Here is a 16,080-nt window from a genome sequence, read left to right as displayed (position 1 = left end):
GATGATCTCCTTTCATGAAATAAAAATGTAGGATCTTAACCTTGATACGATTGCAAAAAGGTTAGGATCCTACGTAGATATCATATTAAAATAAAAAGCCAAACGTACTGAGTGCAGCTACAATGTGTATGAGAATGACTACTAGTAAAATGTAAGGTAAGGCATGACTTGCACCTCTCACCCAACTTTTGCGGTCGATTAAGTTTTTGATGGATTTGTCTGCAAATATAATTGCCAGTATTAAAATAATCGCATTAATGACACTGCACACAAAGATGATCTTAAACACAGAATTAAAATGCGTGTTTAGCAGAGGATTTCTAGTATTAAAATAAAAGCTTATGATAATTAATAAACTTGATAAATAAAAGTAAATCTTTGATCGTCTCATCCTTGGTTCCTCCTGCAATTCGTTATCTTATCATACCATAAGTTGAAATAAAAAAGGAATTATTTTTTAACAAATCACACATCTGTAGAGAAATATTTTAATTATCACAACAAAGTATAAGCAAAAATATAGAATATACCTTACGCTCGTGATATAAATGACATTGAATTGAAACATTTTTACAATAACAAACTAAAACAGATATAAATCGATAAGATGAGATATTGTTGTTTCTAGTTGTTATCATAGTTCGGAGGGAAAATAATGGCAAGAGAGCAATTAAATGTTGAAGTTTTCGCTGATGGCGCTGACATTGAGTCAATGAAATCAGCTTATAAAAATAATGAAGTCGATGGTTTTACAACTAACCCAAGTTTAATGGCGAAAACTGGCGTATCAGACTATAAAGCTTTTGCGGAAGAAGCGGTACGTGAAATCCCTGATGCTTCTATTTCATTCGAAGTGTTCGCAGATGATTTAGACACAATGGAACGCGAAGCTGAAATTTTAAAACAATATGGTGATAATGTATTCGTTAAAATTCCTATCGTCACAACAGATGGCGAATCTACTATTCCATTAATCGAAAAACTTTCTGCAAATCAAGTTCGTTTAAACGTGACAGCGGTTTATACGTTAGATCAAGTTAAAGCCATTACTGAAGCAGTGACAGAAGGCGTACCTACTTATGTATCTGTCTTTGCAGGTCGCATTGCTGATACAGGTGTAGATCCACTTCCACTTATGAAAGATGCTGTCGAAGTGACACACAGTAAAGACGGCGTGAAATTACTATGGGCTAGTTGCCGTGAAGTGATTAACGTGATTCAAGCTGATGAAATCGGTGCAGATATCATTACTTGCCCAGCTGATGTTGTTAAAAAAGTAAACAATAATCTTGGTAAAGATATTAATGAATTATCTGTTGATACAGTGAAAGGCTTTGCGAAAGATATTCAAGCTTCTGGTCTTTCTATTCTGTAATGTGAAAATCACCGATAATTCATAAGACATAGTAAAAGAGGGGACGAGCCAAAAATAATTTTGAACTCGTCTCCTCTATTTATTTATGTGATACACTTGTACTGTATGAATAAAATACCTTTAAGGTACAGTTGAAACTTACAATAGTGAACCATTGCGTGATGGTTAGACTTTAGCTATCATTTAAACATATAGATTGCGTTAAAATTAAAGGAGAAAAGAGATATGTCATTAGACACATTCAAACAACAGGTCCGAAAACAATTATGGTTTTTGAATAAGAATGAAAAAGCTCAGCTTGAGACTGTTTTTAGCAACTTAGAACAGTCTTCTACGGACATAGATACGAAGAAACCTGTCCGTTTCGCCAATTCTTTTTTAAAAACATATGTCTTTAAAAAGAAACAACCATCTACCGGTCAATTCTTTCTCTTACTGTTCTGTATGATATTCGTTTACGTCATACTCCTAGGATTATTTTTATTTGGATTGCTCACAAGTTTGGCAGCAGTGCAATCCTTTGTTAATCCTGAGGTGCAGCGTTCAATGCTCGTTGTCATTTTAACCTTAATCGGTGCCATCTTATTGATCGTGCTTAGTATTTTCTTTATTAAACAACTGACTGGCTATTTCACGAAAAAATTATTGGAATATAAAATGAATCGGTTAAGACATGAATAATTGTTTGACTAAATGAAGCAGTGGAGTTTAATGAAGTGGATTAATGCGATGCTCTCTTTCCATTTGCGATATATCAATGCATAAGGTTCATCGATGACTAATGTATGTTGGTTTACGAAGTGAATCTTAGTATGGGTGCCATGATGTTCAATATGATGGATATTAATCGCATTCACATAATATTGAATCGTAGCACGTTGGGGCTTCAGCGGCAGTAATACGAGTTGATCACATACGTATAGCGGTACGCGTTTATTAATGTTGAGTAATCGTTTTGCCGTTTCACGTTGTAATTTAATATCTCGTAAATATAGTTTTAAAATGGATTTCAGTACATGAGGTAAAGCTTGTGTGCTGAATTCTTTTTTATCTGGCCACTGTATCATCGTTTGGCTATGGGGATCAGTTGAGGTTTGTAGATAGAGTAAATCATGGTACTGATGCAAGTTAGACCTCCTGTGATTGAAGAAATTGGAGATATTTCTTCTTAATGGCTTGCTTATAATATTTGATAGAACTTACAGAACAGCCGAGCATGTGTGCAATTTCTTTATGGGTATAACCTGCTAATTTTAACCGTAAGACTTCACGTTCACGTGGATTTAACTGTTGAGAGAATTGAATATAACTTAATGAAGTCTCAACGGACTGCATATTCGTTGTGTGTATCCCATGCATTAATGCTTGTGAGATAGATTCGTTATGATTGGATAGTGTTGACTGTTTACGAAATAAGTCGATGAGGTGAAAATTTAAGCGGGTAAAAAGATATTGCGGTAGTGAGTTTGCTTTTTGAGGATGATAATGTTGAAGAAGTTCCCAAAATTTAATAAGCAGTTGTTGATAATACTCGTCATAATTATAGTTGATTCTATATTTTTTAAGCAAGTAATGTATGATTTTGTGATGCTTTTCATAGTAATAATCAAAATTCATGGAATAACTCCAAACGTTGTATATACAACACGTATTTCCGGATAACTTCAATTTACGCGATGCGCTGATTAATTTCATTTGCCAAATGAAGCTATAAGGTGTTAAATAGTAATGATAGATATTGTATTTAAGATGGAATATAACTGGTTTGATAACGCAATAACAAGATTTGACATAATAACATAACTTACCTAAAAAGGTTAAGGAGGTAATTATGGATTACGCACACTTGAATTTAGAACATTTCTTCGCGCGGCATGACGATTTAGATGCGATTAAAGATAAATCAGACTTCGTAATGATTAATAATGTGTCTAAAGAAATGTTTTATCGTGACGGAGATACAGAAGGCCACATAGACTTAACACCTTATTTTTATAGAAATAAATCTCAAGCTGTCAGTTTTATCATGATGGACTACCATAAAAATCAAGAGTAATGAAATTACAGTTTCATTACTTTTTTTTAATGAATTGGTAACAAGCAAGGGATTAAATTGTACTGGTAAAGGTTTAATGTTAAACTTTAAAATCAGATAGTATAAACTATACATAATCATGACTTAAATTAATGCAGGATAGACGTGAAATCGAGTTGAAGCATTGTTATTACGGGCATAACAAGCGCATAATTGTTCACGATGATATAGACTTAATGAAGGTTGATCCTCAGTTAATTTAAAACAAACCTAGAGGTGTAAGATATGACAAAACGTAAGAAAGGCACAGTGTTATCGATAATAGGCTTGTTCATTGTCTTAATCGTTGTCGCAGGAATTGCTTTTTCTATGCTATCTGATCAAATATTCTTTAAAGAAGTGAATAAAGAAGAACGCGTCGATCATTTAGATGTTTCATTAGAAAAAGCCTCTAAGAAACAAATTGATAATTACACAAGTCAACAAGTGTCTAATAAAAATAATAATTGGCGTGATGCTTCATCTAATGAGATTAAAGCAGCCATGGATAGCAAACGTTTTATAGATGATGACAAACAGAAATATCAATTTTTAGAGTTAGATAAATATCAAGGTATCGATAAAAATCGCATCAAACGCATGTTAATTGATAATGAAACATTGTTAGAACATGCGGATGAATTTGTAAAAGCAGCGAAACAAGAACAAGTGAATGAAGTTTACTTAATTTCCCACGCGTTACTTGAAACAGGTTCTGCTAGCAGTGAACTCGCTAACGGTGTCGATGTAGATGGTAAGAAATACTACAACTTCTTCGGTGTCGGTGCATTAGATAAAGATCCTATAGGTACAGGTGCAAATTATGCGAAAAAACATGGTTGGGATACACCACAAAAAGCCATCACAGGCGGTGCACATTTCATCCATAACCATTTCTTATCTTCGAAAGATCAAAACACACTTTATGGTATGCGTTGGAACCCTGAGAATCCAGGTGAACACCAATATGCGACAGATATTAAATGGGCAGAAAGTAATGCTGGATTAATGGCTGACTTCTACAAAGATATGAAAACAGAAGGTAAATACTTCAAATATTACGTATACAAAGATGATAATGAACATCAATAATCATTAAAATGACTAACCTCGTAATTACGTTTAATCAGTGAGATTAAGCATGGTTACGAGGTTTTTATTTGTTCAAAATGGTATTGTATGACACTAGTTTGCTTTTAAAGACTGGCGAAACTGCTTTATGTATCTCATGCGCATCAAAGTGTGAAAGAAAACATAAGTTCTGTTTTAAAAACGGGCGAAAGTGTTATATAGAAAGAGGTAAAAGGAATTTAAGGGGGGAATAGCATGCGCATCGCAATCGTAGGTAGTGGTACAGCAGGAATTAGTGTGCTAAAAGAATTAGTGAAGTACCCTGCATTTAACGAAATGGAAGTTGATCTTTACGATAATCCTACAAATATGGGGCAAGGTGTCCCATTTCAAGATGACAGTGACCAGTTACTCATCAATCTGCCAGCTGATCAAATGTCACTCAATATCGATCATCCCCAAGAGTTTTACGAGTGGGTCAAATCACAAAACAATGACACATGGGGTGAAGACAAGTATTTACCACGTTATGTGTTTGGACATTATATGAGAGATTATCTACAACATTATAATAAAGCCTTTGATAATGTTCATGTGATTCAAAAAGAAGTAACAGAAATTTACGTTGATGAACCTGTAGGCGAAACACAATTTACATATCATGTTTGTACGTCGACAGATATGAAAAGTTGTAAAGAATACGAAGTGGTCTTTTTAACGATAGGAACATTGTCATACCATGATCCTTATCACTTGAAAGGAAAAGAAGGCTTTATTGCTTCACCATATCCTACATATAAAACATTAGATAAAGTGCATACGAAAGATCGTATTGCTGTCGTAGGTACCGGGCTAGCTAGTTTAGATGTGATTCGCCATGTTGTTGAAAATCATGAACAGCTACCGATACGTGTCGTCAGTCGTAGTGGATCGTTTCCTAGTGTACGTGGGCACATGCCAAAAATTTCCTTCAAACACATGACACCTGATGCGTTTAATGAGATTAAGCATCATAACTTTGGGAATGTGCCACTCGATAAAGCTTTAGAATTATTCTTAGCTGATTGTAAAGACTATGACGTTCCGGTCAATGAAATGATTCATCGAAAACAAGGTGACTACCTTACTGATTTGACTTACGACCTAGAACACCCTGATGTATTGGGACGCTTTCAAAGTTTATTAGAACACGCGAAAGAGAATATGAATTGGATATGGAACAGTTTGAGTCATCAAGACCAAGTACAATTTCTCAAACGTTACCACAAAATCTTAAAAGCCAACTCAAATCCTATGCCACCAGAAACAGCCAAGTTATTGATTCAACATATTCAAGATGGCAAACTCGATGTTTCAGGTGGATTAAGTCATATTGCTTATGAAGATGGACACTATGTGATGTCATTTGAAGATGACGATAAAGCGCAAGAATACTACGACATTATTATCAATGCCACAGGTTCAAAAACGCAGTTAAAAGATCTAGATCGTGATGATCAACTCGTCATCAATTTAGAAAATAGACAATTAATACAAGCACATCCGCTAGGTGGTATCCAAATCGTACCTGAAACGAATCAAGTCGTCAGTCCACGTTTTGGCACACTTCAACATATGTATGCGATTGGCCAACTGACAAATGGCGTCAACCAATCACGTAACGGTGTGAATATGTTAGTGAAACAAGCAGTCAGCATCGTCGAACATTTAATGCAAGAATATGACACCGTGAAGTTATAAATAGAAGGTGGGAACAGAAATTCACCTGTGCGTTTAGAACGGTTCAATTTTAATATAGCGATAAGTATTATGAAAACTTAAAATTTGTTTTTTTAAAATGTCTATAGTAGTATAAGTTCTGTAACGAACAGTTACTTGACTCAAATAACTATAACAATTTCATACAATTCTTTCGGGGCAGGGTGTAATTCCCAACCGGCAGTAAATCAAGCCTGCGACCTGCGCTTACTTATTTTTAAGCGTGGCTGATCTAGTGAAAATCTAGAGCCGACAGTGAAAGTCTGGATGGGAGAAAGAATGACGAACACATCAAAAAACGCGTTTGATCGTGTTTATTTGGTATACTTAAATTTAAGCCAATTTAGAGTGATATAATCACTTTTATACTGTTATATAATCCCACACCCGAAACCTAATCGTTTCGGGTGTTTTTTATTTAAGAGGTGATATTTTGAGTCAATATCTATCCTATGCCATTCAGTTAGCACAAATGGTTGAAGGACAAACCGGTATTAATCCACCAGTAGGCGCTGTCGTCGTGAAAGATGGCAGAATCATTGGTTTAGGTGCACATTTAAAACAAGGTGATAAACACGCAGAGGTACAAGCATTAGATATGGCACAGTCCTCTGCAAAGGGTGCAACGATCTATATCTCATTGGAACCTTGTACCCATTATGGTTCAACACCACCTTGCGTAAATAAAATTATCGATTGCGGTATAGCAAAAGTCGTTTATGCAGTGAAAGATACGACGTTACCTTCTGAAGGTGATGAGATTTTAATGCAAGCTGGCATCGAAGTCGAACATCACCCTATACCAGAAGCAGAGGCAATGTATGAAGATTTCTTTCAAGCTAAACGTCAATCGATACCACAAGTGACAGTGAAAGTATCTTGTAGCTTAGATGGTAAACAGGCAACAGATGAAGGTCAGAGTCAATGGATTACCAATCAAGCTGTGAAACAAGATGTATTCCAATTACGCCATCAGCATGACGCTGTATTAACTGGTAGAGGCACAATTGAAGCAGACAACCCACAGTATACGACGCGGTTTGAAAATGGCAAAGATCCGATTAGAGTGATCTTGTCACGTAGTGGAGAAATTGATTTTGAACTCGACATGTTCAAACAATCGCAGCCGATTTGGATTTATACCGAAAATGAACAACTGACAACAGACCTTGGTCATGTCACTGTCATTTATTTAGAGACATGCCAAGTTGAAACGATTTTAAAAGATTTATATGAACGCGGAATTGGACGTTTGTTAGTCGAAGCGGGTCCACGCGTAACTTCAGAATTTCTTCATCATCATTCTTTCAATGAACTCATCCTTTATTATGCCCCGAAATTAATAGGTGGTTCTGGTCAACATCAATTTTACCAAACCACTGACGTATTGAATTTATCCAATATTCCAGAATTAGAAATTGTTGATACAACGTTACTTGAGCAAAATATTAAATTACAGTTGCGAAAGAAGTGACCGCACATGTTTACAGGTATCGTTGAAGAAGTAGGTACAGTCAAACATACACGTACAGAACAATCCGTAATGACACTTACGATTCAGTGTGAGCGAATCTTAGAAGATATGCATGTGGGTGATTCCATCAGTGTGAACGGCGCATGTTTAACCGTCTTGGATTTCACACAACATACATTTTCTGTTCAAGTGATTCACGGTACAGAAGCGAAGACCTATTTAAATACATTATCAGAAGGTGCGAAGGTGAACTTAGAAAGGGCCATGCATGCACAAGGACGCTTTGGAGGGCACTTTGTATTAGGTCATGTAGACGAAGTAGGTCGCATTTCACATATTAAGAAAAACAGTAACTCAACGATTCTCACTATTACGGCTTCACCACAGCTTATCAGTCAGTTAGTGCCACAAGGCTCTATCGCAGTGGACGGTGTCAGTTTAACGATATTTGCGCTATATGAAAATGCGTTTGATATCCATCTTATTCCTGAAACACGACACGCGACCATTTTAAATGAAAAACAACGTCACGGACATGTTCATTTAGAAATAGATATGCTCTTTAAATACGTTGATCGTTTAATGACACAACAACCTGAAAGTGAGCAATCAACATTAACCCAGGATAAACTTCAATCATTAGGTTTCTAGGAGGCATAACGATGCAATTTGATCATATTGAAACGGCAATAGAAACATTGAAACAAGGCGAACTCGTTATCGTAGTTGATGATGAAGATCGTGAAAATGAAGGCGATCTCGTAGCGGTAACGGAATTTATGAAAGACGATGCGATTAATTTCATGGCTAAGTATGGTCGAGGATTAATTTGCGCTCCAATCAGTCGTGCGATCGCGACACAATTACAGCTATCTCCCATGATTGAACATAATACAGATGCTTATGGGACATGCTTTACAGTCAGTGTCGATCATAAAGCAACGACCACTGGAATCAGCGCACATGAACGTACATTAACAGCACGACAATTGATTGAACCTACGAGCACAAGTGATGACTTTCATAAACCGGGGCACTTATTCCCACTCATCGCTTATGATGACGGTGTATTAGCACGCACAGGGCATACGGAAGCTTCCGTAGATCTTGCCAAATTAGCTGGTGCGAAACCAGCTGCTGTCATTTGCGAAATTATGAATGATGACGGCACGATGGCTAAAGGTGAGGACTTACAACGCTTTAAAGAAACTCATCAGCTACCTATGATCACGATAGAAGACCTTGTCAAATACCGTCAGACGCATGAAAAGGAGCTTGAAGAAGGACAAGCTCGAACATCTACCATTGAAGCGAAAGCTAAAGTGAAAATGCCTACCGAGTTTGGTCAATTTGATATGTATGGTTTTACTAGCCGTCAAAACGGAAACGAAATCGTAGCCATTGTCAAAGGGCCAATTGAAGAAACTGCGAATGTGAGAATCCATTCTTCTTGTTTAACTGGCGATATTTTTCATAGTGAACGATGCGATTGTGGCGAACAACTTCACGCTGCTTTGAAATACATTAATAAACACGGTGGTATGGTTATTTATTTACCTCAAGAAGGGCGCGGTATCGGACTCATCAACAAGTTGAAAGCATATGAATTAATCGAACAAGGTTACGATACCGTTACAGCAAATCACGCCTTAGGGTTTAAAGATGATTTGAGAGAATATCATGAAGCGGTAGATATTCTAAAATATTTTGGTGTAAAACATGTTAATTTGCTCAGCAATAATCCAAGAAAATTTGAAGGCTTAACGCAAGAAGGCATAGATATCAATCAACGTATTGAATTAATTGTGCCAGTGAACGAACACAGTGCACATTACATGACAACAAAAAAAGAAAAAATGGGTCATTTAATCTAGGAGGTAAAAGAGATGAACTTTGAAGGAAATTTAGTAGGAACAGATTTAAAAATCGGTATTGTAGTGAGTCGTTTCAATGACTTTATTACAAATCGTTTGTTAGAAGGAGCGAAAGACACACTCATTCGACACGGCGTAGATGAATCACAAATTGACGTCGCATATGTTCCGGGTGCGTTTGAAATTCCGTTACTTGCGAGAAAATTAGTTCAAAAAGGGAGTTATGATGCGATCATCACATTAGGTTGTGTCATAAGAGGTTCAACATCTCATTATGATTACGTTTGTAACGAAGTATCAAAAGGTGTCGCAAAAGCGAATGAACTTAGTGATACACCTGTTATTTTCGGCATTGTTACAACTGAAAATATTGAACAAGCGGTTGAACGCGCTGGTACAAAAGCAGGCAATAAAGGGGCAGATGCTGCAGTAAGCGCCATTGAAATGGCTAATTTAATGCACGCTATTGATGAACAATAATGAAACAAAACCCGTCTTTAGATGTTTGGTCTTAATCTCTGTTAGAGAAAGTGAACCTCGGTCTTAAAGGCGGGTTTTTTAATTAAAAAATTTTATTTTCCACGTTTAGAAAGATATTTGAGTGCTAAGCCAGTTACAACTAATGAACCTGTGAAGAGACCAGCTTTTTTCACAAATTGTGGTTTAATGAATTCTTTAATAGCTAAATTGATGTTTTGCGGTCGTTCAGCAAGTCTACGCATGAAGTAACCAAACCAGTCGTCTCCATATGGGACATAAATACAGAATTGGTAACCTTCTTTCGCAATTGCTTCAGCAAGTTCAGAGCGGAAACCGTATAACATTTGGAATTCAAAGCGATCGCGCTCAATCTTATTATCCTTTACAAACTGTTTGACGTGATTAATGATGCGATCATCGTGTGTCGCAATCGACGTCAGATGTTTGGCATTTTTTAAACGTTTTTCAACGAGATGGATGTAGTTCTCATCGATTTCTTCCTTAGTTTGATAGGCGATATTTTGTTCCTCTTTATATGCACCCTTAACCATGCGTAAGCGTAGCTCTGGGTATTTATCAACGAGCGCATCTGCTTTATATAAGTAAGCTTGAATCACCGTACCTACATTTTTAAATTCACCTTTAAGTCGGTCTAGTGTTTGTGTGATGGTAAATAAGCTGTCATATTTTTCCGTATCAATATTGATATGCATATTATCGTACTCGTGTGCTTTGAGCAAGATTTCTCTCAAGTTGTCATAGGCGAGTTCGATATCAAATTCTGCACCTAATTGACTGAGTTTGACTGACATATGGGCATCCAATTGGTGATCATAAATCGCAGCCATAATTTCTAAAATTTGTTCTTTAGCCTTAAGTGCTTCCCCTTTAGTGGCTACAAATTCCCCTAAATTGTCGACCGTCACACTAATGCCTTTAGCGTTTAATTGTTCGATGGTATCGAGTAGTTTTGGAATTGTGTTACCAGCGACGACCTTATTTGCACCTAAGACAGGGCCTATGTTTTTAGCTGCATTGTTTAAAAATGTATTATTAGACAATGCGATGAAAAAATCTTTAACAATCGGCATAAATATTCCTCCCATTCCGCTAGTGTATGATATTATTCATTAGTGTATCACGAAATGAATCGTTAAGAAAACGTTTACAAGAAGAATAGTTACACTTAAACGCCATACTTTCATTAAAAAGTCACAAATTTTAATAATAAATTTAAGAGAATGAGTTGGTGTAGCGATGTGGTTGAAGTTCTATGATATTTATTCAATTCAGCAGTATTAACAATGGTAAAAGGATAAACAATTTTGATACAATATAGAATATAATTCGATGGAAGAAAGGATCGTCGTAAAAATGTGGAAGTGGGAAACAGAGAGCCAAGCTAAAGGGATTATCGTCATTGCACATAACCTATTAGAACATACAGGAAGATATGCTTATGTGATTACGATGTTACGCCGTAATGGTTACCATGTCATCATGGGTGATTTACCTGGGCAAGGCCAAACCTCTCGTTCTAATAAAGGACAAATAGAAGAGTTTAAGGTGTATCACGAAAGTTTATTAGAGTGGTTAAGAATCGCAAACGAATATAAATTGCCTACCTATATTTTAGGTGTCGGCTTAGGTGGTCTCATTGCTCTGAATCTGTTAGAAAAAGTTGAGCTTCCTATTGAAGGATTACTATTAATCTCACCACTATTAGAATTTAAAAATTCTCAAAAAACACGCAAAGATAAGATCGCTTCAAATGTCGGACGTGTAGCCAAAGATACGCGATTTAAACTCAGAATCACAGCTGAGGATTTAACACGTAATCCAGAAATTATTCAAGAGACGAATGAAGATAAAATGATGTTACATAAAGTGACTTATAGCTGGTATAAAGAAGTAGTGGAAACGATGCGTGAAACCGTCCAACACTTAACTGACATTAAACCCTTACCGATCTTATTGATGGGTGGTAGTGAAGATAAAGTAGCAGATACGAGTGCGATGCGTCTCGTTAAAGATAAAGTGAATACTGATGAATTATACTTTAAAATGTGGCACGGACTTTACCATGAAATCCACAACGAACCAGAACGTGACGAAGTCATGCGTTATATGCTCGCATTTTTAAATAATAGTGCAAATAGCATTGGCTTTGTTGTTGAAGATGAAAATCAAGTTTCTGAGTAACATGATTTTGCAGTCATCCCATACATTTGATAAATGAAAATATTAATTTTTTAAATGAGGTTGGTTAGATAGGCCAGCCTCATTTTTTTATTTAAAAACTGGAAAGTTCAAAAGAGGTGCTGTTGTGGTGAGGATGAACATAATTAATATCGCAAAAACTATGACACACGTTAAAGTGTAAAATAATTTTGTGATTATTTTCACAAATAATATTGTAGGGTAACGAGATATCTGTTATATTTAACTTGTGAAAAAATTCACAATAAAATATAGGTTTCAGCACATGAGGAGTGTACAAACATGAAGAAGAAAATAAGTAATAAAGTGGTTTTAGTAGGTGATGGTGCTGTCGGTTCGAGTTACGCTTTTGCGATGGTCGCATTAGGCGTCGTAGATGAACTCTTCATACTTGATCTTGATGAGAAGAAAGTGAAAGGTGATGTGATGGATTTAAATCACGGTGCACCTTATGGCTCTTCGACAGTGAAGGTTAAAGCGGGCACATATGAAGACTGTTCAGATGCCGATGTCGTTGTCATCACTGCAGGTGCTGCACAAAAACCAGGAGAAACGCGTTTAGACCTCGTCGAGAAAAATACTAAAATTTTTAAAGATATCGTGTCTAACATTATGACGACTGGATTTGATGGTATTTTTCTTATTGCGACAAATCCTGTGGATATTTTAACTTATGTGACCCAAAAAGTATCTGGTTTACCTAAAGAAAAAGTCATTGGTTCAGGTACGATTTTAGATACTGCGCGTTTTAAATACGAACTCGCAGAAGAATTCGGTGTCGCACCAGGCAGTGTGCACGGGCAAATTATTGGTGAACACGGCGATTCTGAACTAGCTGTTTGGTCACAAGCAAATATTGCTGGTCAATCACTTTATGATTTATTGAAAGAACACCCAGAAAAAGAAAAAAGGATTGAAGAAATTTTCGTAAATACGCGTGATGCTGCTTATGACATCATCCAAGCAAAAGGGGCAACATATTATGGCATCGCTATGGGACTCGTGCATATTTCTAAAGCAATCTTCCGAAATCAAAATCTGATATTAACGATTTCTAGCTTACTTGAAGGTGAATATGGCCATGAAGATGTCTACATTGGCGTGCCAACTCAAGTGAATAGAGAAGGGGCAGTTCGAGTATACGAAACACCACTTAACGAAGAAGAAAAAGCGTTATTTGCGAGCTCAGTAAATGTTTTAAAAGATATGCAAGATAAAATCCATAACATCATTGCATGATTATTTCGAGGTAGTATTCAACCGTTAGAACAAACATTATAACAAAGGGGAAAGTAGAACGAGGCATATGAAAAGTGACATCATCCAATCTGTTGATAACATTCTCTCATTAGAATCTATGTTGTTAAATATAGAAGGTATTTTTAATCGTGTGAATGAGAAATATCAATTGAGTAAAGAAGAGGTACTAATATTATTAAATTTATGGCAAAAAGGACCCATGACATTAAAAGAAATGGATCAATATGTGACGATTAAAACATATAAGCGAACAACGATATATCATCGACTCGTGAAAAATGAATGGATATATAAAGAACGTCCAACTGGTGACGAAAGAGTAGTGAAGATTTATTTCAATCCATTACAACAAGCGAAACAAATTGAGCTCATAGAATTTATTACTAAAGAAGTTTCACAGCAACGCAATCAACTCATTCAAGCTTATCAATCGATCATGCAGTTATAAAGAGCGCATAATAAAAATAAGACAGTCAACTCAAATTGAGCAGACTGTCTTTTTAATTAGGTGTTCACTGTTATCGATCATCACATTTTAATTTGTTATCGTTTTTCAATTGCACATATAAAGGGTGGATTGTTTCGTTGATTGATGAATTCATATTGTAAGACATGTGCACGGTGTTGATCGAGTTGTTTTAAGTAATCCAAAAGCGCATCACGTTCGACCTTTCCTTCTTCGTGTCCATGATAAATCACGAGAACGATGACGCCTTCAGTCGAGAGAACATCAAAGATTGCTTCGACGGCTTGAATTGTGCTTTCGGGTTTGGTCACGATGGTTTTATCTCCTTTAGGTAAATAGCCTAAATTAAAAATAGCAGCATCGATATGACCGACATGTTCAGGAGCAATATATTGTTTCACTTCGCTGTGGCTGGCATGGATCGTTTGAACATTTGAATATGCTTCGGTGTGCTGATTCGTCGCTTCAATCGCTACTTGCTGAATATCAAATGCGTACACGTGGCCACGAGGAACATTATCAGCTAAAAAAGCTGTATCAAAGCCATTGCCACATGTTGCATCGATTACGATACTTTCGGGACTGATATGCGTTTGGATTAATGTTTTAGCAAAGGGCAGGATGCGTTCTAATTTCATGATTTCACTTTGCTTTCAAACTTTTTACCTTGATAGGAATGTCTACGTGCGAGTTCATCATCAATCGCATTGAGCACTTCCCATTTATTGACACTCCACATAGGCCCAATCATTAAATCAATTGGACCGTCACCTGTAATACGATGGACAATCATTTCAGGTGGTAACACTTCTAATTGATCACAAACTAAATTGGTGTAGTCTTCTTGAGACATAAATTGTAGCATCCCTTTTTCGTATTGCTTAACCATAGGAGTCCCTTTAAGCAGGTGCATGAGATGGATTTTGATACCTTGCACGTCCATTTGAGCTACAGTTTCTGCAGTTTCCATCATCATGTCATAATCTTCACCAGGCAAACCGTTAATGATGTGTGTACAAACATTAATATTGTGTTTACGTAGCTTAGCGACACTATCATAATAAGTTTGCATATCATGAGCACGGTTGATGAGATCAGATGTTTTTTGATGAACTGTTTGGAGACCCAGTTCAACCCATAAATACGTTCTTTCATTTAAATCTGCTAAATATTCCACAACATCATCAGGTAAGCAATCGGGTCTTGTGCCGATAGAAAGACCGACGACGCCATCTTCTTTCAATGCAGGTTCGAATTTTTCTTTTAATACTTCTACAGGTGCATGAGTATTCGTAAAGGCTTGGAAATAAGCGATATACTTACCTTCATGCCATTTTTCATGCATGCGATCTTTAATTTGTTGGAATTGAACTTCAATCGGATCAGCACGATTACCAGCGAAGTCGCCACTGCCTGCAGCTGAACAGAAAGTACAACCGCCGTGTGCGACAGTGCCATCCCGGTTTGGACAGTCAAATCCACCATCGAGTGCCACTTTAAAGATTTTTTGACCGAATTTATTTTTTAAATGATAGTTCCAAGTATGATAACGTTTGTTTTCAAATGCATAGGGAAAATATTGTCCCATAAAACATTTTCCTTTCTTAATTCTTTATAGTTACAGATTTTAACACATTTCCATGTTATAGTGTTTAGAGTAAACCATGAAAAAAATAGAAAAGGGGGAGCTTTAAGCATGAACATACCTAAATCAGTGTGGTGGCTCGTTATTGGTATGGCGTTAAATATCACAGGCGCGAGTTTCTTGTGGCCATTAAATACGATATATATGAATGAAGTGTTACATAAAAGTTTAACTATGGCAGGGATCGTATTAATGATTAATTCTGCTGGGATGGTCGTAGGAAACTTATTAGGTGGCACTCTTTTTGATAAACTCGGCGGTTATCGTACGATATTAATTGGGACATTTACATGCTTAGCGAGTACAACATTACTGAACTTCTTCCATGGCTGGCCCTGGTATGCAGTGTGGCTCGTCTGCTTAGGTTTTGGTGGCGGTATTAT

19 protein-coding genes and 1 riboswitch are annotated in these 16,080 nt (G+C 36.5%); of the genes, 13 read left to right on the top strand and 6 right to left on the bottom strand.

Annotated elements, in window-relative coordinates; all coding sequences use genetic code 11:
* Positions 1-85 precede the first annotated feature (85 nt).
* A complete protein-coding gene (locus tag APS80_RS10155) occupies positions 86-391 on the bottom strand; it encodes a hypothetical protein (RefSeq protein WP_059108152.1) in 306 nt (101 codons plus the stop codon).
* A 264-nt stretch (positions 392-655) separates the two neighbouring features.
* On the opposite strand from APS80_RS10155, the gene APS80_RS10150 reads away from it, so the two are divergent.
* Together APS80_RS10150 and APS80_RS10145 are read left to right on the top strand one after the other, a co-directional pair.
* Positions 656-1,375 (top strand): transaldolase, encoded by a 720-nt coding sequence (locus APS80_RS10150; protein ID WP_059108151.1) that lies wholly within the window; start codon positions 656-658, stop codon positions 1,373-1,375.
* A gap of 225 nt (positions 1,376-1,600) precedes the next feature.
* Positions 1,601-2,056 (top strand): hypothetical protein, encoded by a 456-nt coding sequence (locus tag APS80_RS10145; protein ID WP_059108150.1) that lies wholly within the window; start codon positions 1,601-1,603, stop codon positions 2,054-2,056.
* An 8-nt stretch (positions 2,057-2,064) separates the two neighbouring features.
* On the opposite strand, the gene APS80_RS10140 is transcribed toward APS80_RS10145, so the two are convergent.
* Complete coding sequence (locus APS80_RS10140) at positions 2,065-2,502, bottom strand: competence protein ComK (protein WP_059108149.1); 438 nt, start codon at positions 2,500-2,502, stop codon at positions 2,065-2,067.
* Between the two features lies 1 nt (position 2,503).
* Positions 2,504-2,992, bottom strand: a complete 489-nt coding sequence (locus APS80_RS10135; RefSeq protein ID WP_059108148.1) for a sigma-70 family RNA polymerase sigma factor — start codon at positions 2,990-2,992, stop codon at positions 2,504-2,506.
* Between the two features lie 214 nt (positions 2,993-3,206).
* On the opposite strand from APS80_RS10135, the gene APS80_RS10130 reads away from it, so the two are divergent.
* The 7 genes from APS80_RS10130 to ribH all read left to right on the top strand — a co-directional run bounded on the left by APS80_RS10130 (position 3,207) and on the right by ribH (position 10,106).
* The gene (locus tag APS80_RS10130) at positions 3,207-3,431 is read left to right on the top strand and encodes a hypothetical protein (RefSeq protein WP_059108147.1); all 225 of its coding nucleotides are present in this window, start codon (positions 3,207-3,209) and stop codon (positions 3,429-3,431) included.
* Between the two features lie 264 nt (positions 3,432-3,695).
* Positions 3,696-4,541, top strand: coding sequence for a peptidoglycan release complex glucosaminidase SagB (gene sagB / locus APS80_RS10125; protein WP_059108146.1), 846 nt, complete (start codon positions 3,696-3,698; stop codon positions 4,539-4,541).
* Between the two features lie 234 nt (positions 4,542-4,775).
* Positions 4,776-6,260, top strand: coding sequence for an FAD/NAD(P)-binding protein (locus APS80_RS10120; RefSeq protein ID WP_059108145.1), 1,485 nt, complete (start codon positions 4,776-4,778; stop codon positions 6,258-6,260).
* 164 nt (positions 6,261-6,424) lie between these two features.
* A riboswitch (FMN riboswitch) is annotated at positions 6,425-6,561 on the top strand.
* A gap of 150 nt (positions 6,562-6,711) precedes the next feature.
* On the top strand, positions 6,712-7,752 hold the full coding sequence (ribD, locus tag APS80_RS10115; protein ID WP_059108144.1) for a bifunctional diaminohydroxyphosphoribosylaminopyrimidine deaminase/5-amino-6-(5-phosphoribosylamino)uracil reductase RibD: 1,041 nt from the start codon (positions 6,712-6,714) through the stop codon (positions 7,750-7,752).
* 6 nt (positions 7,753-7,758) lie between these two features.
* A complete protein-coding gene (ribE, locus tag APS80_RS10110; RefSeq protein ID WP_059108143.1) occupies positions 7,759-8,403 on the top strand; it encodes a riboflavin synthase in 645 nt (214 codons plus the stop codon).
* 11 nt (positions 8,404-8,414) lie between these two features.
* The gene (locus APS80_RS10105) at positions 8,415-9,626 is read left to right on the top strand and encodes a bifunctional 3,4-dihydroxy-2-butanone-4-phosphate synthase/GTP cyclohydrolase II (protein ID WP_059108142.1); all 1,212 of its coding nucleotides are present in this window, start codon (positions 8,415-8,417) and stop codon (positions 9,624-9,626) included.
* A 12-nt stretch (positions 9,627-9,638) separates the two neighbouring features.
* Positions 9,639-10,106, top strand: a complete 468-nt coding sequence (gene ribH, locus APS80_RS10100) for a 6,7-dimethyl-8-ribityllumazine synthase (protein WP_059108141.1) — start codon at positions 9,639-9,641, stop codon at positions 10,104-10,106.
* A 92-nt stretch (positions 10,107-10,198) separates the two neighbouring features.
* Here ribH and APS80_RS10095 read toward each other — a convergent pair whose 3' ends face one another.
* The gene (locus tag APS80_RS10095; protein ID WP_059108140.1) at positions 10,199-11,197 is read right to left on the bottom strand and encodes a proline dehydrogenase family protein; all 999 of its coding nucleotides are present in this window, start codon (positions 11,195-11,197) and stop codon (positions 10,199-10,201) included.
* A 283-nt stretch (positions 11,198-11,480) separates the two neighbouring features.
* Here APS80_RS10095 and APS80_RS10090 point away from each other — a divergent pair, with 283 nt between their 5' ends.
* From APS80_RS10090 to APS80_RS10080, 3 genes are all read left to right on the top strand, one after another.
* Entirely contained in the window at positions 11,481-12,308 is an 828-nt protein-coding gene (locus tag APS80_RS10090; protein ID WP_059108139.1) for an alpha/beta fold hydrolase, read from the top strand.
* A gap of 300 nt (positions 12,309-12,608) precedes the next feature.
* The gene (locus APS80_RS10085; RefSeq protein ID WP_059108138.1) at positions 12,609-13,565 is read left to right on the top strand and encodes an L-lactate dehydrogenase; all 957 of its coding nucleotides are present in this window, start codon (positions 12,609-12,611) and stop codon (positions 13,563-13,565) included.
* 67 nt (positions 13,566-13,632) lie between these two features.
* Complete coding sequence (locus APS80_RS10080; protein WP_059108137.1) at positions 13,633-14,034, top strand: transcriptional regulator, SarA/Rot family; 402 nt, start codon at positions 13,633-13,635, stop codon at positions 14,032-14,034.
* A gap of 95 nt (positions 14,035-14,129) precedes the next feature.
* Here the strand turns inward: APS80_RS10080 and mnmM are convergent, their stop codons facing one another.
* Both mnmM and mnmL read right to left on the bottom strand, forming a co-directional pair.
* The gene (gene mnmM / locus APS80_RS10075; protein ID WP_059108136.1) at positions 14,130-14,690 is read right to left on the bottom strand and encodes a tRNA 5-(aminomethyl)-2-thiouridylate-methyltransferase MnmM; all 561 of its coding nucleotides are present in this window, start codon (positions 14,688-14,690) and stop codon (positions 14,130-14,132) included.
* Complete coding sequence (mnmL, locus tag APS80_RS10070) at positions 14,687-15,640, bottom strand: tRNA modification radical SAM protein MnmL/YtqA (protein ID WP_059108135.1); 954 nt, start codon at positions 15,638-15,640, stop codon at positions 14,687-14,689. The genes mnmM and mnmL overlap by 4 nt, the downstream gene beginning before the upstream one ends.
* A gap of 108 nt (positions 15,641-15,748) precedes the next feature.
* Here mnmL and APS80_RS10065 point away from each other — a divergent pair.
* Positions 15,749-16,080: MFS transporter (locus APS80_RS10065; protein ID WP_157064352.1), on the top strand; the 332-nt coding region annotated here is incomplete at its 3' end.

The sequence above is a fragment of the Staphylococcus auricularis genome (assembly GCF_001500315.1).
Lineage (GTDB): Bacteria > Bacillota > Bacilli > Staphylococcales > Staphylococcaceae > Staphylococcus > Staphylococcus auricularis.
Note: the sequence above shows the minus strand (reverse complement) of the source record. Positions and strands in the feature narration are given on the sequence as shown.

Excerpts from the sequence above, each read along its gene's own strand:
- APS80_RS10155 (WP_059108152.1), bottom strand. The coding sequence starts at position 391 with ATGAGACGATCAAAGATTTACTTTTATTTATCAAGTTTATTAATTATC.
- APS80_RS10150 (WP_059108151.1), top strand. The coding sequence starts at position 656 with ATGGCAAGAGAGCAATTAAATGTTGAAGTTTTCGCTGATGGCGCTGAC.
- APS80_RS10145 (WP_059108150.1), top strand. The coding sequence starts at position 1,601 with ATGTCATTAGACACATTCAAACAACAGGTCCGAAAACAATTATGGTTT.
- APS80_RS10135 (WP_059108148.1), bottom strand. The coding sequence starts at position 2,992 with ATGAATTTTGATTATTACTATGAAAAGCATCACAAAATCATACATTAC.
- APS80_RS10130 (WP_059108147.1), top strand. The coding sequence starts at position 3,207 with ATGGATTACGCACACTTGAATTTAGAACATTTCTTCGCGCGGCATGAC.
- sagB (WP_059108146.1), top strand. The coding sequence starts at position 3,696 with ATGACAAAACGTAAGAAAGGCACAGTGTTATCGATAATAGGCTTGTTC.
- APS80_RS10120 (WP_059108145.1), top strand. The coding sequence starts at position 4,776 with ATGCGCATCGCAATCGTAGGTAGTGGTACAGCAGGAATTAGTGTGCTA.
- ribE (WP_059108143.1), top strand. The coding sequence starts at position 7,759 with ATGTTTACAGGTATCGTTGAAGAAGTAGGTACAGTCAAACATACACGT.
- APS80_RS10105 (WP_059108142.1), top strand. The coding sequence starts at position 8,415 with ATGCAATTTGATCATATTGAAACGGCAATAGAAACATTGAAACAAGGC.
- ribH (WP_059108141.1), top strand. The coding sequence starts at position 9,639 with ATGAACTTTGAAGGAAATTTAGTAGGAACAGATTTAAAAATCGGTATT.
- APS80_RS10095 (WP_059108140.1), bottom strand. The coding sequence starts at position 11,197 with ATGCCGATTGTTAAAGATTTTTTCATCGCATTGTCTAATAATACATTT.
- APS80_RS10090 (WP_059108139.1), top strand. The coding sequence starts at position 11,481 with ATGTGGAAGTGGGAAACAGAGAGCCAAGCTAAAGGGATTATCGTCATT.
- APS80_RS10085 (WP_059108138.1), top strand. The coding sequence starts at position 12,609 with ATGAAGAAGAAAATAAGTAATAAAGTGGTTTTAGTAGGTGATGGTGCT.
- APS80_RS10080 (WP_059108137.1), top strand. The coding sequence starts at position 13,633 with ATGAAAAGTGACATCATCCAATCTGTTGATAACATTCTCTCATTAGAA.
- mnmM (WP_059108136.1), bottom strand. The coding sequence starts at position 14,690 with ATGAAATTAGAACGCATCCTGCCCTTTGCTAAAACATTAATCCAAACG.
- mnmL (WP_059108135.1), bottom strand. The coding sequence starts at position 15,640 with ATGGGACAATATTTTCCCTATGCATTTGAAAACAAACGTTATCATACT.